The 24,925-nt window shown below is 65.8% G+C and carries 18 protein-coding genes; 13 read left to right on the top strand and 5 right to left on the bottom strand.

The window, feature by feature from the left end:
* Positions 1-2: 2 nt before the first annotated feature.
* From U9J33_RS20735 to U9J33_RS20725, 3 genes are read left to right on the top strand one after another with little or no spacing between them, the layout of a single operon-like run.
* Positions 3-1,382: a family 43 glycosylhydrolase gene (locus U9J33_RS20735; protein ID WP_324699860.1), complete on the top strand. Its 1,380-nt coding sequence runs from the start codon at positions 3-5 to the stop codon at positions 1,380-1,382.
* Entirely contained in the window at positions 1,364-4,612 is a 3,249-nt protein-coding gene (locus tag U9J33_RS20730) for a glycoside hydrolase family 2 TIM barrel-domain containing protein (protein WP_324699859.1), read from the top strand. Before U9J33_RS20735 ends, U9J33_RS20730 begins: the two co-directional genes overlap by 19 nt.
* A gap of 14 nt (positions 4,613-4,626) precedes the next feature.
* A complete protein-coding gene (locus tag U9J33_RS20725; RefSeq protein ID WP_054438608.1) occupies positions 4,627-5,505 on the top strand; it encodes an ROK family protein in 879 nt (292 codons plus the stop codon).
* 12 nt (positions 5,506-5,517) lie between these two features.
* On the opposite strand, the gene U9J33_RS20720 is transcribed toward U9J33_RS20725, so the two are convergent.
* Both U9J33_RS20720 and U9J33_RS20715 read right to left on the bottom strand, forming a co-directional pair.
* Positions 5,518-6,558, bottom strand: coding sequence for a DUF1254 domain-containing protein (locus tag U9J33_RS20720; protein ID WP_324699858.1), 1,041 nt, complete (start codon positions 6,556-6,558; stop codon positions 5,518-5,520).
* Positions 6,555-7,733, bottom strand: coding sequence for a sulfotransferase (locus tag U9J33_RS20715; RefSeq protein WP_324699856.1), 1,179 nt, complete (start codon positions 7,731-7,733; stop codon positions 6,555-6,557). Before U9J33_RS20715 ends, U9J33_RS20720 begins: the two co-directional genes overlap by 4 nt.
* A gap of 239 nt (positions 7,734-7,972) precedes the next feature.
* Between U9J33_RS20715 and U9J33_RS20710 the strand changes: the two genes are divergently transcribed.
* Positions 7,973-8,560 carry a hypothetical protein gene (locus U9J33_RS20710; protein WP_185999080.1) on the top strand — a complete coding sequence of 196 codons (588 nt, stop codon included), beginning with the start codon at positions 7,973-7,975 and terminating at the stop codon, positions 8,558-8,560.
* A gap of 52 nt (positions 8,561-8,612) precedes the next feature.
* Here the strand turns inward: U9J33_RS20710 and U9J33_RS20705 are convergent, their stop codons facing one another.
* Both U9J33_RS20705 and U9J33_RS20700 read right to left on the bottom strand, forming a co-directional pair.
* A complete protein-coding gene (locus U9J33_RS20705) occupies positions 8,613-10,883 on the bottom strand; it encodes a DPP IV N-terminal domain-containing protein (protein ID WP_324699854.1) in 2,271 nt (756 codons plus the stop codon).
* Between the two features lie 104 nt (positions 10,884-10,987).
* Complete coding sequence (locus tag U9J33_RS20700; RefSeq protein ID WP_324699852.1) at positions 10,988-11,449, bottom strand: cytochrome c; 462 nt, start codon at positions 11,447-11,449, stop codon at positions 10,988-10,990.
* Between the two features lie 291 nt (positions 11,450-11,740).
* On the opposite strand from U9J33_RS20700, the gene U9J33_RS20695 reads away from it, so the two are divergent.
* From U9J33_RS20695 to U9J33_RS20655, 9 genes are all read left to right on the top strand, one after another.
* Positions 11,741-12,406, top strand: coding sequence for a TetR/AcrR family transcriptional regulator (locus U9J33_RS20695; RefSeq protein WP_324699850.1), 666 nt, complete (start codon positions 11,741-11,743; stop codon positions 12,404-12,406).
* A gap of 90 nt (positions 12,407-12,496) precedes the next feature.
* Complete coding sequence (locus U9J33_RS20690; RefSeq protein WP_324699849.1) at positions 12,497-13,717, top strand: MFS transporter; 1,221 nt, start codon at positions 12,497-12,499, stop codon at positions 13,715-13,717.
* Between the two features lie 238 nt (positions 13,718-13,955).
* On the top strand, positions 13,956-15,773 hold the full coding sequence (gene peaA / locus U9J33_RS20685; protein WP_324699848.1) for a quinohemoprotein amine dehydrogenase subunit alpha: 1,818 nt from the start codon (positions 13,956-13,958) through the stop codon (positions 15,771-15,773).
* Positions 15,770-17,236, top strand: a complete 1,467-nt coding sequence (peaB, locus tag U9J33_RS20680; protein WP_324699847.1) for a quinohemoprotein amine dehydrogenase maturation protein — start codon at positions 15,770-15,772, stop codon at positions 17,234-17,236. The genes peaA and peaB overlap by 4 nt, the downstream gene beginning before the upstream one ends.
* Positions 17,233-17,577 (top strand): quinohemoprotein amine dehydrogenase subunit gamma, encoded by a 345-nt coding sequence (gene qhpC, locus U9J33_RS20675; RefSeq protein ID WP_054438587.1) that lies wholly within the window; start codon positions 17,233-17,235, stop codon positions 17,575-17,577. Before peaB ends, qhpC begins: the two co-directional genes overlap by 4 nt.
* 53 nt (positions 17,578-17,630) lie before the next feature.
* Positions 17,631-18,722, top strand: a complete 1,092-nt coding sequence (locus U9J33_RS20670; RefSeq protein WP_132469660.1) for a YncE family protein — start codon at positions 17,631-17,633, stop codon at positions 18,720-18,722.
* A 16-nt stretch (positions 18,723-18,738) separates the two neighbouring features.
* Positions 18,739-19,734, top strand: a complete 996-nt coding sequence (locus U9J33_RS20665) for a hypothetical protein (protein ID WP_324699846.1) — start codon at positions 18,739-18,741, stop codon at positions 19,732-19,734.
* Positions 19,647-21,437: an ABC transporter ATP-binding protein gene (locus U9J33_RS20660; protein WP_420719918.1), complete on the top strand. Its 1,791-nt coding sequence runs from the start codon at positions 19,647-19,649 to the stop codon at positions 21,435-21,437. The genes U9J33_RS20665 and U9J33_RS20660 overlap by 88 nt, the downstream gene beginning before the upstream one ends.
* The gene (locus U9J33_RS20655) at positions 21,434-22,159 is read left to right on the top strand and encodes a S8 family serine peptidase (RefSeq protein ID WP_292636622.1); all 726 of its coding nucleotides are present in this window, start codon (positions 21,434-21,436) and stop codon (positions 22,157-22,159) included. Before U9J33_RS20660 ends, U9J33_RS20655 begins: the two co-directional genes overlap by 4 nt.
* A gap of 108 nt (positions 22,160-22,267) precedes the next feature.
* Here U9J33_RS20655 and U9J33_RS20650 read toward each other — a convergent pair whose 3' ends face one another.
* Entirely contained in the window at positions 22,268-24,730 is a 2,463-nt protein-coding gene (locus U9J33_RS20650; RefSeq protein WP_324699843.1) for a TonB-dependent receptor, read from the bottom strand.
* Positions 24,731-24,925: the final 195 nt, after the last annotated feature.

The raw sequence follows: 24,925 nt of genomic DNA, 5'->3' as shown, positions 1-24,925 counted from the left end.
GGATGATCCGGCTTGCAGCGGCAATTCTCCTGACAGGCGCGGCGTTCCTTGCGAATGCCGCGCCTGTCATGGCGGACCGGAAGGAAACGGCGGCGCTCGATCCTGGGGCGCGCAATCCGCTCCTGCCCGGCTACTTCGCCGACCCGTCGATCGTGGAGCACGAGGGCGAGTGGTTCGTCTTCGCCACCGAAGACCCCTGGGGCGGGGACAGGCTGGGCCTCTGGCGCTCCCGCAATTTCCGCGACTGGACCTTCTCCGAGCCGAACTGGCCTACGAAACAGGCCGCCACCAGCCCCACCTCCAACAAGAGCAAGGTCTGGGCTCCCTCGGTGGTGCGCGGGCGCGACGGGCGGTTCTGGATGTATGTCTCGGTCGGCAGCGAGGTCTGGGTGGGCGTGGCCGATCATCCGGCCGGGCCATGGCGCGACGCCAATGGCGGCCGCCCGCTTATCCCCGGCAACTACCGCCCCGGCTATCACATGATCGATGCCGAGGCCTTCATCGACGATGACGGCACCGCCTATCTCTACTGGGGCTCCGGCCTCAACTGGGTGAACGGTCGCTGCTTCGTGGTGCGCCTCAAGCCCGACATGGTGACTTTCGACGGCGAGCCGCAGGACGTGACCCCGGCGCACTATTTCGAAGGTCCGTTCCTGTTCAAGCGTGGCGGGCGTTATTTCCTGACCTACAGCTGGGGCAACACCACGAAGGACACCTATCAGGTGCGTTACGCCGTGGGCTCTTCGCCGCTGGGGCCGTTCACCGAGCCCGAGGACGCCCCGATCCTCGCCACGGACGCGGCGCGGGACGTTATCAGCCCCGGGCATCATGCGGTGTTCTCGGCGGCCGGGCGGGATTACATTCTCTATCACCGGCAGGCGCTGCCGTTCCCCGCAGCGGACGGCAAAGTGCGCAGGCAGGTCGCGGTGGACCGGCTGCTGGTCGAGGGGGACCGGCTGCGCGCGGTCCGTCCCACGCACAGCGGGCCTGACATTCCGGGAACTGCCGCGCATCGGCGCACTGGGCAAACCATGCGGTTCAGTGCTTCCGGCATGCTGGACGCGGCCCATGCCGCGGCCCTCGCGGGAGACGACAACTACGCCACCGGCTGGGTCTCTCCGGCGGAAGACGGCGCATGGCTGCAGGCCGACGCCGGACGCAGGCGCCGGATCGGCGCAAGCGAACTGCGCCCTGCCGATCCGGTCACGCCGTTCTCCTTCCGCCTCCTCGCCTCGGACGACGGCAGGCAATGGCGGACCGTTCACGAGGGGCACGACCGGTCCGGTTCGCCCGTGGTCCTGCCCTCGCCGGGTTCTGCCCGATACTTGCGGATCGTCTTCGACGGTCCCGCCGCCATCCTTGAATGGAGTTTCCCCCGATGATGCCGCCGAGACACTTCCTGCTGGCAACCGCCGGCCTCGCGATCGGCATCGCCACGTCGGCATCGGCGGCCTCCCCGGTGCCCAGGCCGATCCAGCCCCAGATCTCCGATGAGCGGCCAGACTGGGAGAATCCGGCCGTCTTTGCCCGGAACAAGCTGCCCGCCCGCGCCACCGGTTTCCCTTTCGAGGACCGCGAGCGCGCCATTGCCGGCGACCGTACACACTCCCGGCGTTTCCTATCGCTCGACGGAACGTGGAAGTTCGATTTCACGCCCGGCGCCGATGCCGCGCCGGAACACTTCTTCCGTCCGGACTACGATGTCTCGGGCTGGAAGCCGATCCAGGTTCCGGCCGACTGGCAGACGCAGGGTTTCGACCGCCCTCTCTACAACAACGTCCAGTATCCGTTCCCGCCCAACCGCCCGCTGATTCCGCACGATGCCAATCCGGTCGGCTCCTATCGCCGCGATTTCGACGTTCCGGCCGATTGGAAGGGTAGCGACGTGATCCTGCATATCGGTGCGGCGGGTTCGGCCTACCGCGTCTGGGTGAACGGGCAGGAAGTGGGCTACAGCGAGGATTCCAAGCTCCCTTCCGAATTCGATCTGACGCGCCTGGTGAAACCGGGGCGCAATTCGGTGTCGATCCGGGTCTGGCGCTGGTCGGACGGCAGCTATCTGGAAGACCAGGACTTCTGGCGTGTTTCCGGGATCGAGCGTTCGGTCTATCTCATCGCCGCGCCGCGCGCGCGGGTGGACGATGTCTTCGCCCGGGCCGGGCTTGCCAATGGCTACCGCGACGGGACGCTCGATCTTGCGCTCAAGACTTCATCCGCCGCGCGCGGGCTTACCGTGCGGGCCACGGTGCTGGACGGCGACAAGGCGCTGCTTGCCCGCAGCGTGAAAGTCTCGAGTGAAAACGTCACGCTGGACGGCGTGATCCCCGGCGTGCGTCCCTGGACGGCGGAAACGCCCGACCTTTACACCCTGCTTGTGGAACTGGTGGACCGCAAGGGACGCACCCTGCAGGCCACCGCCCGGCGGATCGGCTTCCGTAACGTGGCCATGAAGAACGGCCTCGTCACCGTCAACGGACGCCCGATCACCATTCGCGGCGTCAACCGGCATGAGCATGACCCGGAGCACTTCCATGTGATCTCGGAGGAATCCATGCGCCGCGACATCGAACTGATGAAGCGCAACAACGTCAATGCGCTGCGCACCTCGCACTATCCCAACGATGAGCGGCTCTACGATCTGGCCGACGAATATGGCCTCTACGTCATGGACGAGGCGAATATCGAGAGCCACGAATACCTCTCGGCCGCCAATCGCGCCAAGGACGACAAGACCTATCTGCTCGGTTACGACCCGGCCTGGGAAGCCGCGCATGTCAGCCGCGTCACCAACATGGTGGAGCGCGACAAGAACCATGCCTCGGTGATCTTCTGGTCGCTCGGCAACGAGACGGGCGTGGGCCCCACGTTCGAGAAGGCGGCGGCCGCCGCCCGCGCGCTCGATCCCACGCGCCTGATTTCGTTCCTCGGCCATTCGCAGATCAGCGACCACCGCCCGAACGCCTATGCCGACATCTACGCACCGATGTACGATGGCATCGACAAGATGGTGGACTATGCCGCGCACCGCGAGCAGTTCCCGCAGCCGATGATCCAGTGCGAATATGCCCATATGCAGGGCAATTCCGGCGGCAATTTCAAGGAGATCTGGGACACGATCCATGCCCATGAGGACCGCTTGCAGGGCGGCTTCATCTGGGACTGGGTGGACCAGTCGATCTACCGCTACGCTGCCGATGGCCGCCGCTACTGGGGAGACGGAAGTTCGTTCGGCCCCAATCCGCGCGGCGAGATCGAGTTCGGCGATGGGCTCAACCAGTCGGACCGCACGCCGAACCCGCAGCTTTTCGAAGTGCAGAAGGTCTATTCGCCGATCCAGTTCGCTGTGCTGGATGCCGGGGCAGGGCGGATCGAGGTGCTCAACCGCCACGATTTCCGCGATCTTTCGGGCTTCGACTTCGATTGGGAGCTCGACGAGGACGGCGTGGCCATTGCCCGCGGCGCGCTTGCTGCGCTTGCCACGCCGGCACGCAGCAAGGAAGCCTTCTCGGTGCCGCTCCCCGCTTTCGCGCGCAAACCGGGTTCGGAATACATGCTGACCTTGCGCGCCACCGCGAAGGATGGGGCGGTGCCGCTGGTCAAGGCCGGTCAAGTGGTCGGCTGGGAGCAGTTCTCGCTCGGTTCGAGTCCGCCGCAGGACGTGGCGCGACCGGTCAAGGTTGCACTGGTGCAGGATGCGGGCAGCTTCCGCCTCTCCGCCGGCGGCGCGACGCTGACGGTGGACCGCAAAACCGGTCTCGTTTCCGGCTATGCCGTGAAGGGCAGGGCCCTGCTGACGGGCGGCGCACCCAGCTTCACCCGGGCGCTGACGGACAACGACATCGGCACGCGGCCCAAGGGCGCAGACGCGCGCTGGGAAGCGATCGAGGCGGCGCGCAAGGTCGCCGCGATCAGCGCCGTAAAGACCGCCTCCGGCGCGGAAGTGACCGTGCGCTATGCCTTCGCGGATGGCGGGAGCAAGGCCGATGCCGTCCGTTTCGAGACGCATTACCGCATGGCAGGGGACGGCAGCGTCGAGGTGGAAGGCGCATTCACGCCGCTGGCGAAAGACCTGCCCGATCCGCTGCGCATCGGCTTCGCCTTTACCACCGTCGGCGGGTTCAAGACGGTGGAATGGTATGGCCGGGGGCCGCACGAAAGCTATGCCGATCGGAAGACCAGCGCGATGATCGCGCTCTGGCGCGGGGCGATTGCCGATCAGAACCATGATTACCAGCGCCCGCAGGAAACCGGCACGAAAACCGATGTGCGCTGGATGCTGCTCTCCCCCGAGCAGGGACCGGCCCTGCGCATCGCCGGGGATCGGCCGCTGACGATGAACGCGCTGGCCTTCCCCTATTCGGACCTAGCGCGCCGGGAACCGGGCACGCGCAGGAGCACTGACATCGTTCCGCAGGAAAACGGTTCGTTGATGGTCGATGCGATCCAGTCCGGCGTGGGCGGAGATACGACCTGGAACGCGGTGGGTCGCCCACTGCCGCAATATCGCGTACCCGTGGAGCCGCGCCGCTTCTCGTTCCGTCTCCAGCCACTTGCGGATGGCGCCGGCGAGAGCGAAAGCGCCAGGCCCGCGCAAGCGACCATTGTTCAGTGACTGGAGACCCGAGAATGCTTTTCGCCGCCATCGAGGCCGGAGGAACCAAATTCGTCTGCGGTATCGGCAGCAGCAAGGGATCGCTGCGCACCGAAGTGATCCCGACCACCGATCCCGCTGAAACGCTGTCTCGCGTGGAAGCCTTCCTTGACGCAGCGATTGCCGAATTCGGGCCGATCGCGGCGATCGGCATCGGTTCGTTCGGCCCGCTCGATCTCGATCCGGCTTCGCCGGGACACGGCCGCATACTCGCCACGCCCAAGCCGGGCTGGGAAGGCACGGACATGCCGGCCCGCCTGCGCGCCCGTTTCGGAGTGCCGGTCGGCATCGATACCGATGTCAATGCGGCTGCCTTCGCCGAAATGCGCCTGCACGGGGTGGACAACCTGGCCTATGTCACGGTGGGAACCGGAATCGGCGCTGGGATCGTGGTGCAGGGGCGCACGATGCGCGGCCTGGGGCATCCGGAGTGCGGCCATATCGCGGTAGCGCGACATCCCGCTCATGCCGATTTCGCCGGAATCTGCCCCTATCATGGCGACTGTCTGGAAGGCATGGCCAGCGGCCCGGCATTGCAGGCGGCCTGGGGTGCTTCCGCCAGCCATCTGCCGGAAGACCACCCCGCCTGGGATGCGCAGGCCGATTATCTCGGCCAGCTTTGCGTCACGCTGATTCTCACCGTTGCCCCGCAGCGGATCGTGCTCGGCGGCGGAGTGATGAACCGGCCTTTCCTGCTCGAACGCGTTCGCGCCGCCACCTTGCGGCGTTTGAACGGGTACTGCGTCCAGTGGGACGCGGCGAAGGCGAACGAGGCGCTCCTCCCGCCTCGTTCGCCGGAGGCCCCCGGACTTGTCGGCTCCTACCTGATCGCCGAAGCGGCTTCGGAGCAGTAGCCCGGCGGCGACTTAGGGCGCCGACCGGTTTCTGATCTTCGGCTTGCGATGCAGCCCGGTCTGCGGGCAAGCCTGAGGCTGGTCCTTGCCGACGATCCGGCAGATGAAGGCGCCCTTCCGCCGCCCGGCGGTGTCAATCCGGTTGCGGGCATCGGCGGGCCATCCCGGGCCAACCGCAATGCGCACCCGGCCGTCAGGATCGACCACGGCATTGCGGTCATGAACGCCGGGTCGCTGGAGGTGCTCGTACCAATAGCTGTAGACGTGAAGCGACCAGTAGCCCCTGAGGCCCGGCGGCATCGTCACTTCCAGCCATTCATGTTCCGCAAGGTCGAAGCCGCCCAGGAAATAGCGGGTATCGCCGTCCCCCTGGACCGTCTCGGCCAGTTCGCGCGGCGCGGTGTCCAGCCGGTTTTGCAGTTCCAGCGCAGCGGCTGTCCATTGCAGGTATTCGGCAAGGTTCGCGCGCAGCATCCCCGCCGCGCGGACGAGGGCCTCGTCACCATTTCCGGGAGCAAGGGCGGGCGCCGGGGCGGGATTGTCGCTGGCGAGCTCGAGGGCGGCGGGCAGGGACGTGTCGCGGTGGAGGATACGGCACATCACGATGCGCGCCTCTGGCGGTATCGCCAGCCCGTGCGGACCCGCGGCATCGGGTGCAAGGTCGATCGCAAACGTGCCGTCCGGGCAGGTCGCAGGGTCGAACGCGGCATGACCGACGAGAAGCGGCGCACCGTTGCGGCCCAGTGCAAACAGGCTCACGGAGACGCGTTCCGAGCCATTCAGTATGCCGGAAAGGCGGTAGCGCCCTGCAGGATCGATCGCCGCATGATACAGCAGGTAATCGGGGTTGGGGCCGCCGTGGACGGGAAGGGCGCGTGTCAGGCCGCCTGCGCGGAAGTGATGGCCCAGCAGCCCGCCGCCCAGTGCGGCGGCCACCATCCGGTTGACGTAGGCCTGCCCTTCGGCGGCGGTGTCCGGGTCGGGTGCGGTGGCGGCAACGAGGCCCCGGGCATCGCCGATGGCGGCGTTCAGCGTTTCCCAGCCAGCGCTCATGCGGTCGCTCCGGCGCGGGCAGTGCCTTCGGCTTCGGAGGGGATGGCGAAGCGGCCGATGTAGTCGGCGAACTCTGCGCGCAGGTCATCCGCGTCGAGCCCGTATTGCTCCAGCGAATAGTCGTTGCGGCCGCGCGCATGCCTCGGGTTGGCCTCATGCCAGTCCGCCACGGCGCGCGATACGCTTTCCGGCGTGTCGATGCCGATACCCGCATGGATGCGTCGCAGTTCTCCCACGGGACTTGCGACGAGCGCGTAATAGTCCACGTGGACAACCCGGCCGCCCTGTGGCCCCCTGTCGAATTCCAGGATGCGGTCGACATGCCGGCGGATGAAGGCGCGCATATCCCTGCCCACTTCGTGCCTGTCTACCGGACTGGCGGCGCGGGACGAGCGCAGGTTCCACGTCATCTTGGCGATCGAGGCCACGACCTGGGCCGGATCGCGATGGGTCATGACCATGCGCGCGTCGGGATGGACGGCGAGGATCGCATCCATGGCAAGGACGTGGTTGGGGTACTTGAGCGCCCAGGGCTTTCGCGGACCGCGCCACTGCAGGCACTGGAGCTGCCGCTTGTGGATGCGGTAACTGGCTTCCAGGTCGAGCCCCTGCGTCAGCCATTCGAAATAGGCGGGTACGCGGTAGAGGTTGTGCAATCCCGCCGCGCCCCAGCTCTGTTCGAGGAAGGCGTGGCATTCGTCGGACCCATCCTCGTCATAGAGGTGCAGCGCCTCGAAGCCTTCGAAATGGCCGCGGCGCTTCTGCATTTCCGTCCAGGCCGCGCGGCGCGGTGCGATCGAGGCGGGGTCGAAGCCCGGCGGCGGCGAGGGCAGGGTCGATTCCCAGGTGCGGATCAGGCGGAAGCGGGGGTCCCGGTCGAACAGGTACTGGAAATAGGTTGTGCCAGAGCGCGGCAGGCCCATCAGGAAGACCGGAGCCTCGATCCGCTCCTCGCCGATTTCCGGCTGGTCGCGCAGCCATTTGAGGCTTTCGAGGCGGTTCACCGCATCCATCGTCAACATGGCGCGCGTTCCCGCTTCGCCTTCGGCCGACATCGGAAAGCTTTCCCGCAGAGAAGCCAGCAGGTGTTCGAGATTCTGGCGGGCGCCGGGATCGGTATCGGCAATGCCGACCTTCGCCTCTGCCTCGCCGATGATCGTCGCCGCGTCGAGCATCCCTGTTCTCCCCCGTTTTGCAGCCGGCTTTCTGTTCTTTGCCCAGCCGTTTCCCGAACATGACGCAAAGCGCCGTGGCCGTCGATTGGCGTGCCGGCGGCATCGCCGGCGGGGTAGCGGGATCGGCAGGGCGATGAAGGCCGGGTAAACCCGGATGGCCGTGCGGCTTGGCGCGCCGCGCCTGCTGGTCTATGGGCCCGCCCCGGCGTTCGCGGTGAGCGTACCACCTGGGAATCGTAATGGCAGCAGCAAAAGACCTCATGCAACTCGGCACTCTCGTGGCGGCGCGCCATGGCTGGCCGGAAGCGAAGGCGTTCAAGGCCTACGAACTGGGCGATGCCGATCGGATGAAGCTTGCGGGCACGGCGGTCGAACTCCTGAAGGTCTTCCCCAAGACGCCTGGCGGCAATGCCGCTTATCTTACCGCTGCCTTCGCGGTGCAGCTCGATCGCCATCTGGCCGCGCCGGTCCATGTCGTTGCGGGAACCCTCGCGGTGGATGGCAAGCCCGTCTACGGGGATCGCCTGCCGTTTGACGGACCCGCCGTTTTCGGCGACGATGAGCCACAGTGGAACGGACACTTGTGGGTGATGGTCGGACCCTACATCGCCGATATCGCGATCTTCCGAGCAGCCAACTCCAGCGATTGCCCGCCCGAACTCGCCCGCCATGTCCATTCGGTGTTCGGACAGGACAAGGGGCTTTACGTGGATCACTGGCGCCGTTCGCGGCAGGTCGGCCTGAGCTACGAACCGCAATATGTGCTGAGCCGCGACGAGGTGACGCAGCTCATGGGCGGGGCTTATCGCCTGCTGCAGGGTTCCTGACGGCAAGGCGGGGCACGTTTCCTGCCCCGCCCGACTTTGACGGTTCCGGCGATTACTGCGGCGCAGTCACGCCGTGGCGGCCGAGAAACGCGAAGATCGTTTCCCAGACGTGCTTGCTGATCTTCGGCCCCTTCACCGCATGGGTATAGCCGGGATAGAGCATCATCTCGAACGGCACCGCTTCGGCCTGCAGCCGGGAGATGAGCACGGTGCTGTTTTCGAACACCACGTTGTCGTCCGACATGCCGTGGATCAGCAGCAGCGGATCGCTGATCTTCGCCGCGTTCTCGATCGCGTCGGAGGCCTTGTAGGCTTCCGGCACAAGACGCGGGTCGCCCATGTACCGTTCGGTGTAATGGGTGTCGTAAAGCTCCCACTTCGTGACCGGGGCGCCGGAGATGCCTGCCGCGTAAAGGCCGTGATCGGCCTGAAGCATCTTCAACGTCATGTAGCCGCCGTAGGACCAGCCATAGGTCGCGATCTTCTTCGGGTCGACGAAGTCCAGGGACTTGAGATACGCCGCTCCCGAACGCTGGTCAGCCACTTCCACGGTGCCCATCTTGTGGCGAATCTGGCTTTCGAACGCCACGCCGCGATTGGGGCTGCCGCGATTGTCGATGCGGAAATAGATGTAGCCCTTGTCGACGATGGCCTGCGGAAGGGCGCCCAGCCACTGGCGCGCAACCTGCTGGCTATGCGGGCCGCCGTAGTGTTCGAAGAACACCGGGTAGCGCTTGCCGGGCTCCATCTTGGGCGTGATCATCAGCCAGTGCAGGTCGCTGCCGTCCTCGGCCTTGATTGTGCCGAAGGTGGGCGTGCGGTGCGCGGCAAGATAGGGCGCATAGGGATGCGCGCCGTCCAGCCGGTTTTCCTCCACCCAGGCGAGCCGCTTGCCATCGGCGTCGGCCACATAGCTTTGCGAAGGCTGGGTGGGCGAGGAGCGGGTGACGACCAGCGTGCGTCCGTCCTTGTTGGCAACGGCGGCGTTGAACCAGCCTTTCTCCGTCAGCCGCATCGGCGCGCCCGGCTTGGCAAGGTCGATGGCGTAGAGCTGCGGGGCCAGCACGTCGTCCTTCGTGCCGGTGAAGAGGATGCGCCCGCGGTCTTCATCGACCGATACGAGCCGGGTCACGGCCCAGTGTCCGGAGGTCAACTGGCGCCATTTGCCGCCGGCGAAGTGGTAGAGGTGGCCGTAACCGTCCCGCTCCGACCACCAGACGAGGCTGCCGTCCTTGAGGAAGCGGTAATTGCTCGACAGGTTGATCCAGCTTTCCGGTGCCGCCGTTTCGGTGAAGAGCACGCGGCTCTTGCCGGTATCGGGATCGACCGCGAGCATGTCGATCCGGCTCTGCGCGCGGTCCTGCCGCTGGACATAAAGCGTCTTGCCGTCACGCGCCCAGTTGACGCGGGCAACGTAGATGTCGGTTTCCTTGCCGAGATCGACCTGCACCTTGCCGCTGCCGTCGGGCTTCATCACGAAGAGCGAGACGAGCACGTTGGGTGTTCCGGCCGCCGGGTAGCGCTGCTCGTACGTGCGGGTGCCCTCGGCGCCGATCGCGGCGCGGGTTACGATCTTGACCGGCGCTTCGTCGTAGCGTTCCACGGCGATACGGCTGTCGTCGGGCGACCACCAGTAACCCGCCATGCGGTCCATCTCTTCCTGGGCGACGAATTCCGCCTCGCCCCAGTGGACGGTCTTTGCGCCTTCTTCCGGCGTGACGGGCTTCTGCGCGCCCTGTTCGAGCGAACCGACCCAGAGCCGCTGGTCCCGCACGAAGGAAAGGTACTTGCCGCCGGGGCTGAGCGCGGAATTCAGTTCGTCTTCGGGGGAATCGGTGAGGCGCCGCACCGAACCGTCCAGCCCGGCAAGATAGAGATCGCCGTCCAGCGGGACGATGATCGAGCGGCCGTCATCACTCCAGCCATAGGCGACGATGCCCTTGAGGTCTCCCACGCGCTTGCGTTCGCGCTGCATCTTCTCCGCTTCGGAAAGCGCGCGGTTGGAGCCGAGCTTGAGCGAATCCACCAGCATCCGCCATTCGCCGCTTTCGCGGTCGTAGCCCCAAAGGTCGTAGCGCTGGCGGTCCTCGGTGCGGTTGCGCAGCAGGGTGAGATATCGTCCGTCGGGCGAGATCTTCACCTCGCGCGGCTGCGGGCCGTCAAGCGAGGGGCTGGCGAAGACGCGCTCGAAATCGAGTTGCGGAGCGGCCGGAGCCGGGGGCTGCCCTGAAGATTTTTGGGTCACGGAAGCGGCCTCGGCGGGGATGGAAGCGACGGGGACTGTGGCACACAGGGCGGCGATCAGCATGGAGATTCTGGACATCGCCACTGTGCCTAATCGCTCCGCGCGGGACAGACCAGACGGGCGGCACAGATTTCGACAGTGCCGCCGTGCCAGCGCTGCGAGCCGGACGCCGCTTTTCGGGTTCAGGGAATCACGCCCCTGGCGGCGAGGTCCACATGTTCCTTGCCGACAGCCGCAGGCGGCACCTTGCCCCCATCGCGCACGGCCTTGACCTCGGCTGGCGTGAACGGTTTCACCGGCTTGCCGCCCTTGCCCAGCGACACGAGGTGGTTGAGCACGTCTGCCACATCCTGGTCCTTCATCATGCTCATCGCCGGCATCATTCCGCCGATCTTCCGGCCGTCCACGGTGATCGGGCCGGTCACGCCGAACAGCACGGCCTTGACGAGATAGGCACGGCCCGCCGGCGATCCGGCGATCTGCGCGGCGCGGCCGTTGAGGCGCGGAAACTGGCCTGGAGCGCCGGCCCCATCGGCCTTGTGGCACATCGCGCAGCGTGCGCCGTAGACCTGCGGCCCTGCCGACAGTGCGGGCGCGGCGAGGACAAGCGCCGGAACGAGCGACGCGGCGAGCATTCTTTTCATGGAGCGGATCATTCCCGTCATGGTGGGAGAGATTTCAATACTTGACGATTATCCAGTATTCGTCAAGCGGCCAAATCGATGGCCGATATGGAAAAAACCTGAGTGCCTATCGGTCGTCGCTGCCTTCGTGTATGCGTCATTTACCCCATGCGGGCGTTCATGGCGCAAGGCCTCGGCAACGCCCCGTCTCATCAGCGTGGGGCCGGCCGATGCGGTGTCCTTGCAACTGCGTCGTTCGTGCTGCCGCCAGTGCCCTGGCTGCGGCCTCGATTGTGATTCAAGAGGTAGTCCGTGGCCCAGATCGACAGTGATTCCGTCTCCCGTCCCGGCGTCTATGCACGCGGCACCGAGACGGTAGACGCGATTCTCAAGGCGGCGCTCAGCGTCCTGATCGAAGAGGGGGCAACGGCTTTCACGATCCGCCGCGTCGCCGCCGCCTGCGGATTGCGGGTGGGCAACGTCAGCTATCATTTCCCGCGCAAGGAAATGCTGGTTCAGGTCCTGCTGGACGACATCATGGCGCATTACGATGCCAAGCTGGAAGTGAACGTCCGTCAGGCCGAAATCCCGGACGAAGATCGTCTGCGACTGGTCATCACCATGTGTCTAGACGACATTTCGACCAAGCGCACCACGCGCCTGTTCACCGAGCTCTGGGCCCTGGCCAATCACAATGACTTCATCGCCGAGCGGATCCACGCATTCTATGGCAAGGTCCACGACGTTCTGAGCGAGCATATCCGTCCGCTCAATCCGAACCTGAGCGAGGATGAGGTTCGCACCCTGGCGCTGTTCATAAGCGCTTCGATGGAAGGCACCACGCCGTTCCTCGGCTTCGACAAGCCGTGGAAGGCCCGGATGCCCGCAATCACCGCGATCTCGCTCGAATGGTTCGTGCACCTTGTCAAAAATGTGAAACCCGGTGAAATTGCCAGCCTGACAAGCGCCCTGACGTGATCGACTCGGACGCGATCGGGAAGCGCGGGGCGGAAAGGTAACCTGAGGGGCCAAGGCACGGACAATCGTGCCATGGTACAGGGGGTTATCATGGGTTCGCACAGCTTTCGTGATCGTCTCGTCCTGCCTGCCGTCGCCGTTGCGTCGCTGGCTCTGCTTCAGCCGGGTATCGACCCGGTCTTTCTCACCCTGTTGACCGCGGCCCATCATGTGCCGCCGCAATCGCATGGCTGGATCGTCGGCGCGACGCAGGGCGGCATGGCGCTCGGCTCGGTAACGGCATGGGTGTTCGGGCGCGATATGCCGGGCCGCCTCTTCGTGCTCGCCGCGCTTGGGGCATTCGTTGCGGGTCTGGCTACCGTAAACGTCGGCGCGGCCATGCCGCTCATGGCGATCCGCGCGGGCTACGGCATGGCAATGGGCCTCCTTTACACGCATGCCATGGCAAGTGCCGCGCAGAACCGTCCCTCAGGCGCCTATGGCGCGGTGTTCCTGGTGCAGCTTGTCATTTCCACCGTCGTGGCGGTGCTTCTCCCAATAGTGTCTGACATGCTCGGGCCGAGGATGGCGCTGATGACACTTTGCCTCGCGCCGCTCGCGGTGCTTGCGGCGTTTCTGCTGTTCCCGGCGGCACTGGGCGGGGCGGCGGTACCCGGCTCTTCCCCGGCCAGATGCCCTGCCGCACCGGCGGGTGAGGAGCGTCAACCCGTTGGAATGCAGGGCTGGCTCTACGCGGCGTCGGCGCTCGCATTCATTTGCGCGACGATGATGGTCTGGTCCTTTGCCGGCGCATTGGCGATCGAGTGGCGGATCAGCGAGGACGTGGTGGGGCGGGCCGTGGCAATGGGCTCCATCGCGGGCGCGGCGACGGCACTCGCCGTCATGCGCGAGAAGCCGGTAGTTCCGCCCGTTGTCAGCGGCCTTGTGGCGGGGGCGATGCTGCTGGCGCCGATCGCCGGCGCTCGCGGCGGAGACATGGCCTTCGTGCTGGCGATCGTGCTGTTCAATCTCGGCTCCACCGCAATCATCGTGCGTACGTCCGGCCTCGCTTCGGGGGCGAGCGAGGACCGGCTGTTCCGCCGCTTCGTTACCTGCACGCACAGCCTCGGCATGATCGCGGGTCCGGTCCTGGGAGGCATCGCCACATGGCTTATGGGCGCGCTCGGATTGCCGGTCATGGCGGCCCTCGCCATTGTCGCCGGTTGCCTCGCGCTGGGGATCGCGGGGTTCCGGGCGAGGCCTTCGCGCGATGATGCGGTACAGCATGACGAGCCGCAGAATGACCTCGCACTCGCTGTCTCGTTCGGCTGACGGGCGGGGTAAATGACGTATTCCCGCAGCCCCGGCGCCGATCCTAACAGGGGTGCCGGATGATTTTGCAACTGCACAAAATTGACGCTTGACCAAAATTTGAAGGTCGTCCAGTTTTCTTCCGACAGATAAGGGGAATCGGGCATTTCCCCAAACAACAGGGGGCTGACGAGAGATGAGCGCGTCGCGTATCCATGGCGGCCGGGCTGGTCCCAGCGATAGAAATTCCGTGCGGCCCATGACGCCGCATGTCACGCAGGAAAGCTTATCCCGCCGCGCATCGGCGGCGTGGCGCGGTCTCGGCGCGCGGCGCATTCCGTTTGCGGTGATGTTGCTCGCGGGGGCCTGCACCGTGCCGATGATGGTCGGCGCCCAGGTCGGCGGCGAGGTCGAGGCGGACAAGGATCCGGCGGACTGGGTGGAACGCGAGGCGGGCATTCCCGTCACCGACCAGCTCACCATGGAGAAGTGCGGCACCTGCCACACGCCGGACGCCAAGGGCAATCTCTCGCGCATTTCCTGGATCCGCGCGACGCCAGAGGGCTGGTCTCAGGCCATCAAGCGCATGGTCAAGCTCAACGGCCTGTCGATCGAGCCTGAAGAGGCGCGGCAGGTGGTGAAGTATCTCTCCACCCAGCACGGCCTCGCGCCCGAGGAAGCCCGCTCGGTCATGTACCTCGCCGAACGCCGCATCCTTGACGAGACGAACATCCCCAACGAGGCGGTGCGGCAGGCCTGTGCAAGCTGCCATGCCTTTGCGCAGCCGATGTCCTCCCGCCGCAGCAAGCGCGAATGGGCGCTGCTGCAGAACATGCACATGTCGCTCTATCCAACCGCGCAGATGGCTTACGAGCGGCCCGACCCGGCCCATGCCGGGGACGATGATGGCGAAGACGGCAAGAAGCCCGAAAAAGTCGCGAAGATCGCGCTGGAATATCTCGCCAAGGCGGCGCCGCTGCATACGCCGGAATGGGCGGCCTGGCAGCCGCGTATCCGCACCCCGATGCTGGGCGGCAAATGGGCGGTCAGCGCCTCTCTGCGCGGGCAGGGCCGCTTCGTGGGCGAAATGACGATCCAGCCCAAGCCCGGCTCGAACGAGTTCACCACCGTCACGACCCTGCGCTCGCTCGATACCGGGAAGACCTTCACCCGCAAGGGTTCGGCGCTGGCCTATACCGGCTTTTCGTGGCGCGGTACCTCCACCGGCGGTTCCGCCGCTCTGGCGCGGCCGGACGACATGACCGGCACCCTGCGCGAGACGATGTGGTTCTCTCCCGACCAGACTTTCGCCGAAGGGCGCTGGTACTGGGGCGAATATCACGAGTTCGGGCTCGACGTGAAACTGACCCGCGCCCTGGGCGCACCGGTGCTTGCCGCTGCGGCTCCAGAGGCACTCAAGACGGGTACAAAGGGGGCAGAAGTGCACCTGTACGGTGCCGACCTGCCTTCGGGCCTCACCCCGGGTGAAGTCGATTTCGGTGCCGGCGTGACGGTGCGCAAGGTCGCCTCGGCAAGCCCGAACGAACTGGTGGTGACAGTGGATGCCGATGCCGATGCGATGCCGGGGCTGCGCGACGTTTCGCTGCGCGGCGCGGTGCTCCAGAAGGCGCTGCCGGTCTACAGGACGATCGATTACCTGAAGGTCACGCCGGAAACCTCGCTCTCCCATCTTGGCGGCATCAAGTACGGCAAGGGCTACGAGCAGTTCGCGGCGCAAGGCTGGTCTTCCGGTGCCGACGGCAAGCCGGGCACGGCGGACGACTTCGTGGTCCGCACCGTCGATGCCGACTGGAAGCTCGATGAGTTCCGCACCGTCACTTACGACGACGATGTCAGCTACGTCGGCAAGATCGACAATGCCGGGTTCTTCACCCCCGGCGAGGAAGGGCCCAATCCGGCCCGCCGCTTCATGCGCAACAATTACGGCGAAGTCTGGGTGGTCGCCACCGCCCGGTCCGAAAAGGACAAGTTCGGCAAGCCGCTCGCCGCGCGCGCCTATCTCGTCACCACCGTCCCCGCGTACAAGCGCTGGGACCAGCCGGAGGTCTCGCAATGAACACGATGACATCGCTGAAGGCCGGACGCTACAGCATCGGCGAACTGCACGAGTTCGAGGCCGAAGGGCAGGGCTTCGCCTATCTCGTCGGCGCGGGCGCGATCTTCGCGCTGGACGAAGGCGCGCGGGCGGTGATCGCCCGGTTGCGCCGCGAGGAACTGCCGCACGCAGAGCTGGTTTCCGCGCTGACCGCGCATGGCCATTCGGCGGCCGATGCGGAGGATCTGATCCGCGAACTGCTCTATGTGCGCGGGATCGTCTCCGACCGGATCGCTCCCGCTGAAGCGCCGGTGCCCACCAGCCCGCCGGCCGATTTTCCGCTTCAGGCGCTGGTGCTCAACGTTACCAACCAGTGCAACCTCGCCTGCACCTACTGCTACGAATTCGGCGCGGACAAGATCGCCACGCCTGCGGGCAAGCCGAAGTTCATGACGCTGGATACGGCCAGGTCGTCGGTCGATTTCCTGCTGGCGGAATCCGGCAGTCGCAAGGCCGTGCACATCACCTTCTTCGGCGGCGAGACGCTGATGAACTTCAAGCTGCTGCGCGACGTGGTGCTCTACGCCAACGAGCGCGCCGCGGCGCAGGGCAGGGCGATCACCTATAGCCTGACCACCAATGCCACCCTGCTGACGGATGAGATCATCCAGTTCCTGTCGGACCAGCAGGTCGGCGTCACCGTTTCAATGGACGGTCCGCCCGAATTGCAGGATCGCCACCGCGTCTACAAGAACGGCAAGGGCAGCTACGCGGTGATGGAGCCGCGCCTGCGCAAGCTGATCGCCACGCACAAGACCCGCGCGATCACCGCGCGCGTGACGCTGACCGAAGGTGTCACCGACGTGATCCGCATCTTCCGCCACCTGAAGGACGATATCGGCTTCCACGAGGTCGGCTTCGCGCCGGTCACCAATTCCGGCGATCAGGCCTACGGTCTTGACGACGGCGGCATGGGCACGGTGCTGGCGGGCTTCCACGCCCTGGCGGACGAATGGCTGGAACATGCCCTGCGCGGGCAGATGCACGGCTTTTCGAATGTCTCGGAAACGATCGGCGAACTGATCCAGGGCGTCAACAAGTCGCACCCCTGCGGTGCCGGGATCGGCCTGCTGGGCGTCAGCCCTTCGGGCGACCTGTCTCCCTGCCACCGCTTCACCGATGCCGATACCCACACGCTGGGCCACATTTCCAGCGGCATCGACAGCGAGAAGCGCGAGGACTTCCTGTCGCGCGGACATGTCGGCGCGAAGTACGAATGCCAGAGTTGCTGGGCGCGTCCGCTCTGTGCGGGTGGCTGCCATCACGAGGCTTTCGTGCGCTACGGCGATACCGGCCACGCCAACCTGCACTATTGCGACTGGATCCGCGAATGGACCGATCGCTGCCTGAAGATCTACGGCGCGGTCGCCGCGCGAAACCCTGAATTCCTGGAACTTTTCGCGGCACGAAAGGCCCTGTCATGAAGCACTTGAAGCCGATCAACCGCAAGGCGCAGCGGATCGACGACATGGTGGCCCCGGCACTCGAAGCCTCCACCGAGGAAGACGTGGTGGCTCTTCAGCAGGCGCCGCGCCCGCACGTGCCGATGGGCTGCACGCTGTCGTTCTCGCCCGGCTGGGAAGTCGATGCCGGAGGCGGCACGGCGGGCCTGTGCCAGCCTGTGGAGCGCGACATCTACGATTGCTATGTCACCTGCTTCTGGCCGGTGCAGGTGCCCGATCACGTCAACTATTCGCCGGACTGGGCCAGCAACTGCGCCGTGGCGACCAAGGACTGGCGCAATCTCGACCTGGTGTTCCCATGAACTGCGCGCCTCCCCCTCACCCGGCCCGTCGCTCATATTCTGGGAACGCCCGCATGAAGACCCTTCGCCTCGGCCTTGCCGGGCTTGCCTCGGCTCTCGCATTCGCCGCAATACCTTCGCAGGCCGGCACCATCGTGCTGGGCGGCTATCCCGACCAGATCCAGTTCGTTGACGATGCCAGCGGCAAGGTCGTCCAGAAGGTCACGCTGGAAACCGGGCTGCCGGACAACATCCAGCTTTCGGCGGATCGTTCGAAGATCTACGTCACCACGCTGACGACATCGGGGATCGAGGTTCTGGATGCCGCCTCGCGCAAGGTGGTGAACAAGTTCAGCCTCAACACGCCGACCACGCGCTATCGTTTCACCGGCGGCGTGGCCGATCCCACGGGGCGCTGGTTCTACACGGTGGCCCAGCACTACGACAAGGAGATCGATCTCTACCGCGTCAGCAAGCCGCAATACGTGGTGATCGACCTCAAGACCCAGAAGATCGCCCGCGCCGTCGATATCGACAAGGAAGACGAAGGGCCGGGCTATCGCACGCGCCTTGCCATCGCGCCTGACGGCAAGACGCTCTATGTCTTCGACAAGAAGATCCGGGTGATCGACACCGCCACGCTCAAGGTGGCGGACCGCATCGACCTCGCCAAGCCGGAAGATCCTGGCATGCGCGATGTCAGCATGGGCGGCACGCTGGAAACGCTGCACGATCCCAATGCCTATGTCTCGGTGTTCAACGCCGCCGATCCCTACATCCACAACAAGGTCTTCGGCATCGCCCGCTTCGACCTGACCTCGCGCGAGTTCAAGTTCACGCCGATCGGTCCGGCGCCGGATTCGATGTCGGGCCTGCAGGTCACGCCGGATGGCAAGCAGGGCTATACCGTGGCCGAAACCGGCAAGCTGGGGGCCAAGCGCTGCGAGTTCTGGCACTTCGACCTCACCACCAACACCGCACTGGAAAAGTCGGAGTTTCCCTGCCGTTCGCGCTATTACTTCGGCATGTCGCGCGATGGGAAGAAGCTCTACATCTATGGCGCGGGCTTCGAGATTTCGGTCTTCGACGCGGCGACGCTCAAGCATGAACAGGACTGGGCGCTTGGCAACGACATCACCATGGCGGGCATCCTCACCACACCGTGATGAGCCGGGCCGCAGCATGACGGCCGCGATCCGGGGGCGCGGGATCGCGGCGCGCTGCACGGCGCGCCTGCTCGGCGCGCAAGGGCTGGACTGGACGCTGGACGATGCGCCGCGTCCTTCCGGCCCGGCGGTGATGCTGAGCGATCCGGCGCTGTCCCTGATGCGCGACTGTCTTGGCGATCCTGAACTGCTGGCCGGCAAGCGCCGCGTGCAGCGCCGCGTAGTGGCATGGGGCGGGCAGGAGCCCGCCACGCTCGATCACGGCGCGATCGTGCTGGACGAAGGTGATCTGGATCAGTGTCTTGAGATATATAATATAAATAAATCAAATGGATGCAGTGATTTTTCCATTCACGCGGCCATGCCGTTTCCCTCGGGAAACATGCGCCGGTTCGGTTCGCGGCCATCCGGCGCGGCGCAAGTGCGGTTGCTGCGCGAGGAAGACGGCGATGCCTGCCGGGTGGAATCGCTCGATACCGGGTGGCTGTTCCTGATCCCGGTCAGCGACACGACCGGCTGGCTGCTTGCCATCGGCGGATCGCCCGACGAACTGCTGCCGCAAAGCCGCCATCTGGGTGCGCGGGTCGAACTGTCGCGGCTGTCCGGCGCCAGCTTCGAAACCGCGCCCGGCATGCTGGAATGCCTTGCCGCCCCGGGCTGGCTCGCTTGCGGTACGGCGGCCATCGCCTTCGACCCGATCTGCGGAGATGGCACCGCGCAGGCCGTGCGCGAGGCCGTTCTTGCCGCCGCCGTGGTGCAGGCCCTGGCCGAGGGCGAGAATGCACAGGCGCTTGCCACGCATTATCACTCCATGCTGCTGGCCGCGATGCGGCGCCACCTCAAGCTCTGCGCGCAGTTTTACGCCACGGGCGGGAAGGGGGCCTGGTGGCAGGCCCAGCTCGCCGCGTTGGCGGAAGGCTTCGAATGGTGCACCGCCGCGCTCTCCCGCCTGCCGGAGCCGCGCTACGAATTGCGGGGCCTCCGCCTCGTCCCCCGGGAGACCGTGACCTGAACGCCCCCATTCCAACAGAGCCGCCCAAGATCGCGGACTGGAGCACCTACCGCCGCTTGCGCCCCTTCCTGGCGCCATACTGGCGGCCCTTGCTCACCGTGCTGGTCATCAGTCTCGTGGCGACGGCGATGAACCTTGCGCAGCCCTATCTTTCCAAGCTGATGATCGACCAGGCCCTGCTCAAGAGCGACATGCGCGCGCTGCTGACCATCGCGGCGGTCATGGTGGCGGTTTCGATGGCGGGTTTCGCGCTCAATATCCTTGCCAGCTACCGCTATGTCGGCACTTCGGCGGCGATGCTGTTCGATATCCGCGCCGCGCTGCTGCGCCATCTGCAGACGCTGTCGCCGCGCTTCTACGGATCGTTCCGGCTGGGCGACCTGATGTCGCGCCTCAACAGCGATGTCAGCGATATCCAGCGCGTCACCGCCGACACCATGCTTTCGGTGCTGAGCAATGCGCTGATGCTGGCGGGCAGCGTGGCTATCATGCTGTGGCTGGACTGGAAGCTGTTCCTGGTCAGCGTGGTACTGATCCCGGCCTGCGTCCTGACCTTCCGCCACTATCAGCGCCGCCTCAACGATCTCACCCGCGACATGCGCGAGCGCGGAGCGGATCTGGGCAGCCTGCTGGTGGACACGGTAATGGGCATGCGCGTGATCGCCTCGCTCGGCGCCGGCGAGCATGAGGTCGGCCGCTTCGCCACGCGCAACAACGCCTTCGTGCGCGCCATGCTGCGGATGCAGGTCGCCTCGTTCATGACCGGCGCGGTGCCCGGCACGCTGCTGACGGTGACGACATCGGCCGTCATCATCTACGGCGGCGCGCGGATCATCGACGGCACGATGACGATCGGCACGCTGGTGGCCTTCATGACGTACCAGATGCGCCTCTTCGCGCCGATCCAGGTGATGATGGGGCTGGTTTCCGGCCTCAGTTCGGCGCGCGTCTCGCTGGCGCGCATCTTCGAGCTGTTCGACACGCCGCCCGAAGTGACCGAGCGCGCCGACCCGCTGCCGCTGGCACGCGTGCGGGAGGGCATCCGCTTCGAGAACGTCTCCTTCGCCCATGCCGGCCGCCCGGTGCTGGCGGGCGTGGACGTGACTTTCCCGCGCGGCGCCTTCTGCGCGATCCTCGGGCCGAGCGGTGTCGGCAAGTCGACCATGGCGGACCTCATGGTGCGCTATCTCGATCCCGATTCCGGCCGCGTCACCGTGGACGGGCACGACATGCGCGATCTGGCGCTGGCCGACTTGCGGCGCGAGGTGATCCTGGTCGACCAGTCTCCCACCATGTTCAACGACACCATCGCCGCCAATGTCGCTTTCGCGCGGCCGCAGGCGAGCGCGGGCGAGATTGCGGAAGCGGTGCGACTGGCCGGTCTCGACGCGCTTGTCGCGCGGCTGCCGCTGGGCCTCGAAACCCGCACCGGGGAGCGCGGCCTTGCCCTTTCGGCGGGAGAGCGCCAGCGCGTGGCCATCGCCCGCGCCTTGCTGCGCAAGCCCGACGTGCTGATCCTCGACGAGCCGACTTCGGCGCTGGACAGCGAGACCGAGCGGCAGGTCGCGGCGCTGCTGCGGGAGGCTTTGCCCGAAGCGACGATCATCGCCATCACGCACAAGCCGCTGCTCGCCGAAATGGCGGACGTGGTGGTGACGATCGCGGAGGGCCGGGTGAGCACGCACCAGCGCGAGGCGGCATGACCGCACCCGATCCCGACCGGGCGATGCCGCCGCTGTTTCCTGGCCGTACCGGCAGGGGCGTGCGCATCGCGGTGATCGACAGCGGGGTCCATCCGGGGCACGATCATATCGACGCCGCCCGTATCGCGCCGGGCGTGGCCGTGCTTGCCGACGGCAGCCTCGACACCGGCCCGGACGCCGTGCTTGACCGTCTCGGCCACGGCACCGCCGTCACGGCCGCGATCCTCGAAAAGGCGCCCGAGGCCATGTGCCTGCCGGTACGCGTCTTTCGCGAGGGCTTGAAAACCAGCGCCGCAGCGCTCGTCGCCGCGATTCGCTGGTCGGCTGCGCAGCGGGTCGATCTCATCAACCTCAGCCTCGGCTCGACCAATCCCGTGCATGAGCCGGTGTTCGCCGCCGCCGTGGCCGAGGCCCGCGCTGCGGGAGCATCGGTGATCGCCGCGCGCGAAGCCGGCGGCGTGCCGTGCCTGCCGGGAATGCTTCAGGGCGTGATCGGCGTGGAACTGGACTGGGACTGCCCGCGCGCACGGCTTGGTCTGGCGCGGCGCGGGGATGGCCCGGTGCTGCTCGCCTCGGGCTACCCCCGGGCGATCCCCGGAGTGCCGCATCGGCGCAACCTTTACGGCATCAGCTTCGCCGTTGCCCAGGTCACCGGCTTTGCCGCGCTGGCCTGTGAGGAAGGCGGGGCCGAAATGCTGTTCGAACTGGCGCAGGCCACATAGAGCGGTCTGGCGCATCGCCGCATCTTCCCCTGACCCGCGTTCTTCCCAAAAAAAAGGCCCGCCACGGATGAACCGTGGCGGGCGACAAGGTGGGTTGGTGAGAGACCGTCAGAACCGCTGGCCGAACTTCAGCCCGAAGAACCTCGGCTTGATCGGGTAGGTTCGCGACGAGTCCGAGCAGTAGGCGATCGAGCAGAAGGTGTTCTTGCTCAGTGCCCCACGCTTGTCGAAGGCGTTCTGGATGAAGGCTTCCACCGACCAGTTGTCCTTCTTGAAGCCTGCCGAGAAATCGAAGCTCTCGAACCCCTTGGTGTTGCCGAGCAGGCTGTTGTTGTACGTGTCGAGGTCCGAGGTGCTGGAGGTCTGGTAGAAGGCTGCGGCCTGCACGAACGCGTCGAAATCCGAGACCATGAAGCTGTAGCGCGCGGTGGCGTTGGTCTTGAACTTGGGCTGGCGCGGCAGGCGGGTGCCCTTGGCGGCGGCCTGCTGGCCGACATCGGGGCAGGAGGCGAGCTGGTAATAGTCGGAGGTGGGAGAATCGCGGGTGATCTTGCAGAAATTCTCCGCCAGCGCGGCATCGTTGTAAGCGCCGGCGGCGCTCAGCATGAGATCGCCGATCTTCCATTCGGCGTCCATTTCCACGCCGTAGACCCGGGCATCGCCGGCATTGAGGCGAAGGCCCGCGCCCTGGAAGCCGAACGGCACGACCAGGTACTGCACGCCCTTCCACTGTTCGTAGTAGACCGCGCCGTTGAGGCGGAAGTTGTTGCCCCAGGTGGTCTTGAAGCCCATTTCCCAGTTGGTCAGGGTATCGGCCTTGTAGGGCTGGGTCGGGGCGATGCGGTTGCCGCCGCCGGGGCGGAAGCCGGTGGAGTAGGTCGCGTAGAGCATCTTGTCCGGCGTTGCCTGCCAGGCGAGGCTGAGCTTGTGAGTCTCGCCTTTTTCCGAATATTTGATGTCGGTGTTGATGCAGGTCAGCCGCTCGTCGGGCAGCGGCACGTCGCAGCCCTGTTCGCCGGTAAGCGTATTGTAGGCGCGGCTGGACCGGGCGCTGGCTTCGACGCCGCCGAAGCCGTAGTTGCTGTTCTTGGTGTCGAAGTAGCGGATGCCGCCCGTCACCTTGAGATTGGGCACGATCTCGTAAGTGCCTTCGGCGAAGAGGGCGAAGTCCTTGTACACCGTGTTGGTTTCCACGAGGTAGAAGGCATCGCGCTTCACCGCGTGGCTGGACCCGGCGTTGATCGGCAAGGTCGAGAGATAGCCCAGATCCCTGATGTAGTAATCGCTGTCGGTCTTCTGCTTCTGGTACTGGTAGAAGGCGCCGGCAGTCAGGGTGAAGGGCCAGGACTTCGGCACGGAAAGCCGCAGTTCCTGCGTGAACTTGCTCTGGCGCTGATTGCCGAAATAGGCCTGCGCCGGGTTCTGGAAGTTTCCGTCGGCATCCTTGAACTGAAGGTAGGATTCGTAGCCCGGCCCGAAGTTGTCGTAAGTGACCGAGTAGTAGGTGTAGTCGTTGGCGTTCTTGATCCGGCGCTTGAAGTAGCCGGTCGACGATACGAGGTCGAAGTCGCCCAGATGGCCCTGGATGGTCAGCGCGGCCTGGTACCACTTGTCCTTGTTGTAGGTTTCCGAATAATCGTGGACCTTGAGGTCGCCGACGTCGGGATCGTAGTTGAACGAGCCCTTGGCGTTGAGGTTCTGGTACGTGATCGACGGCATGATCAGCCAGTCGTCACCCAGATCCACCGAAACGGTGGCGCGGCCGCCCCAGTCGGTTACGGGGTTGTAGTTCTTCTTGACCAGATCGTCGTTGGTCAGGAGGTAATTGGTGTCGGGATCGTCGTCGCCCAGCTTGAAATTGTAGGAGCCGGGCGTGTTGTCGATGTAGCCGCCATCGTGGCGGTAGTAGCCCATCAGGCGGATCGCGATGTTTTCGGACACCGGCAGGTTCATGAAACCTTCGAGCTGCGCGCCCGGATCGCCTGCGCCGTACTTGTTGATCTGCGCATCGTAACCGGCCTCGAACTCGCCGAGCTTGGGTTTCTGGGTGATGATGCGCAGGGTGCCGGCCAGCGAACTGGCGCCGAACAGCGTGCCTTGCGGACCGGAAAGCGCCTCGATGCGCTCGATATCGTAGATGTGCAGGTCCGGCATGCGGCCTGCGGTGGTCAGCGGGATTTCATCGAGATAGACGCCCACTGTCGGCAGTGCCCCACCCGAGACCGAAATGCCGCGGAAGAACGGTTCGCTGCGGCCGGGGCCCAATGTCGCGAAGCTGACGGAAGGCAGGATATTGGCATAGTCGGCGAAGTTGGCGACCTGCCGCTGGTCGAGCTTTTCGGGCGCGAGCGCCTGCATGCTGATCGGTACGCGCTGGACGCTTTCCGAGGTGCGCGTGGCGGTGACGACGATATCGGTGAGGCCCGACGACGGCGCCGTGGTTTGTTCCGAGGCTTGAGGCGCGCCGGCCTCTTGCGCCATGGCCGTGGCCGGACGCGCGAAGGGTGTGAGTATCGTCGTCGCCAGCAGGCATAGTTCACCGGCGCGACGATGCCGCGTAGTCAAGTGCATGTCATGGACCCCCAAATTGTCGTTTCGTGCCCTCTCCCGGCCCGAAAGCTCCCGCCTTGCCGGCGGGTCGCCGTGCACCGCCTTCGCGCCCTTTGGGTCTGGCGAAGGCAACCTCCTCCTGTCCCGGAAGCAACGCCTTCCGGGTTCGCCGACAAGACTTCGCCGACGCCGAATTACCAGAGATAAAAGGGAATG

The sequence above is a fragment of the Novosphingobium sp. RL4 genome, from assembly GCF_035658495.1.
Taxonomy (GTDB): Bacteria; Pseudomonadota; Alphaproteobacteria; order Sphingomonadales; family Sphingomonadaceae; genus Novosphingobium.
This window is presented reverse-complemented; position numbering and strand designations above follow the sequence as displayed.

Excerpts from the sequence above, each read along its gene's own strand:
- U9J33_RS20670 (WP_132469660.1), top strand. The coding sequence starts at position 17,631 with ATGAAGACCCTTCGCCTCGGCCTTGCCGGGCTTGCCTCGGCTCTCGCA.
- U9J33_RS20690 (WP_324699849.1), top strand. The coding sequence starts at position 12,497 with ATGGGTTCGCACAGCTTTCGTGATCGTCTCGTCCTGCCTGCCGTCGCC.
- U9J33_RS20660 (WP_420719918.1), top strand. The coding sequence starts at position 19,647 with ATGGTGCACCGCCGCGCTCTCCCGCCTGCCGGAGCCGCGCTACGAATT.
- qhpC (WP_054438587.1), top strand. The coding sequence starts at position 17,233 with ATGAAGCACTTGAAGCCGATCAACCGCAAGGCGCAGCGGATCGACGAC.
- U9J33_RS20655 (WP_292636622.1), top strand. The coding sequence starts at position 21,434 with ATGACCGCACCCGATCCCGACCGGGCGATGCCGCCGCTGTTTCCTGGC.
- U9J33_RS20700 (WP_324699852.1), bottom strand. The coding sequence starts at position 11,449 with ATGAAAAGAATGCTCGCCGCGTCGCTCGTTCCGGCGCTTGTCCTCGCC.
- U9J33_RS20730 (WP_324699859.1), top strand. The coding sequence starts at position 1,364 with ATGGAGTTTCCCCCGATGATGCCGCCGAGACACTTCCTGCTGGCAACC.
- U9J33_RS20665 (WP_324699846.1), top strand. The coding sequence starts at position 18,739 with ATGACGGCCGCGATCCGGGGGCGCGGGATCGCGGCGCGCTGCACGGCG.
- U9J33_RS20720 (WP_324699858.1), bottom strand. The coding sequence starts at position 6,558 with ATGAGCGCTGGCTGGGAAACGCTGAACGCCGCCATCGGCGATGCCCGG.
- U9J33_RS20705 (WP_324699854.1), bottom strand. The coding sequence starts at position 10,883 with ATGTCCAGAATCTCCATGCTGATCGCCGCCCTGTGTGCCACAGTCCCC.
- U9J33_RS20715 (WP_324699856.1), bottom strand. The coding sequence starts at position 7,733 with ATGCTCGACGCGGCGACGATCATCGGCGAGGCAGAGGCGAAGGTCGGC.
- peaA (WP_324699848.1), top strand. The coding sequence starts at position 13,956 with ATGACGCCGCATGTCACGCAGGAAAGCTTATCCCGCCGCGCATCGGCG.
- U9J33_RS20725 (WP_054438608.1), top strand. The coding sequence starts at position 4,627 with ATGCTTTTCGCCGCCATCGAGGCCGGAGGAACCAAATTCGTCTGCGGT.
- peaB (WP_324699847.1), top strand. The coding sequence starts at position 15,770 with ATGAACACGATGACATCGCTGAAGGCCGGACGCTACAGCATCGGCGAA.
- U9J33_RS20735 (WP_324699860.1), top strand. The coding sequence starts at position 3 with ATGATCCGGCTTGCAGCGGCAATTCTCCTGACAGGCGCGGCGTTCCTT.
- U9J33_RS20650 (WP_324699843.1), bottom strand. The coding sequence starts at position 24,730 with ATGCACTTGACTACGCGGCATCGTCGCGCCGGTGAACTATGCCTGCTG.
- U9J33_RS20710 (WP_185999080.1), top strand. The coding sequence starts at position 7,973 with ATGGCAGCAGCAAAAGACCTCATGCAACTCGGCACTCTCGTGGCGGCG.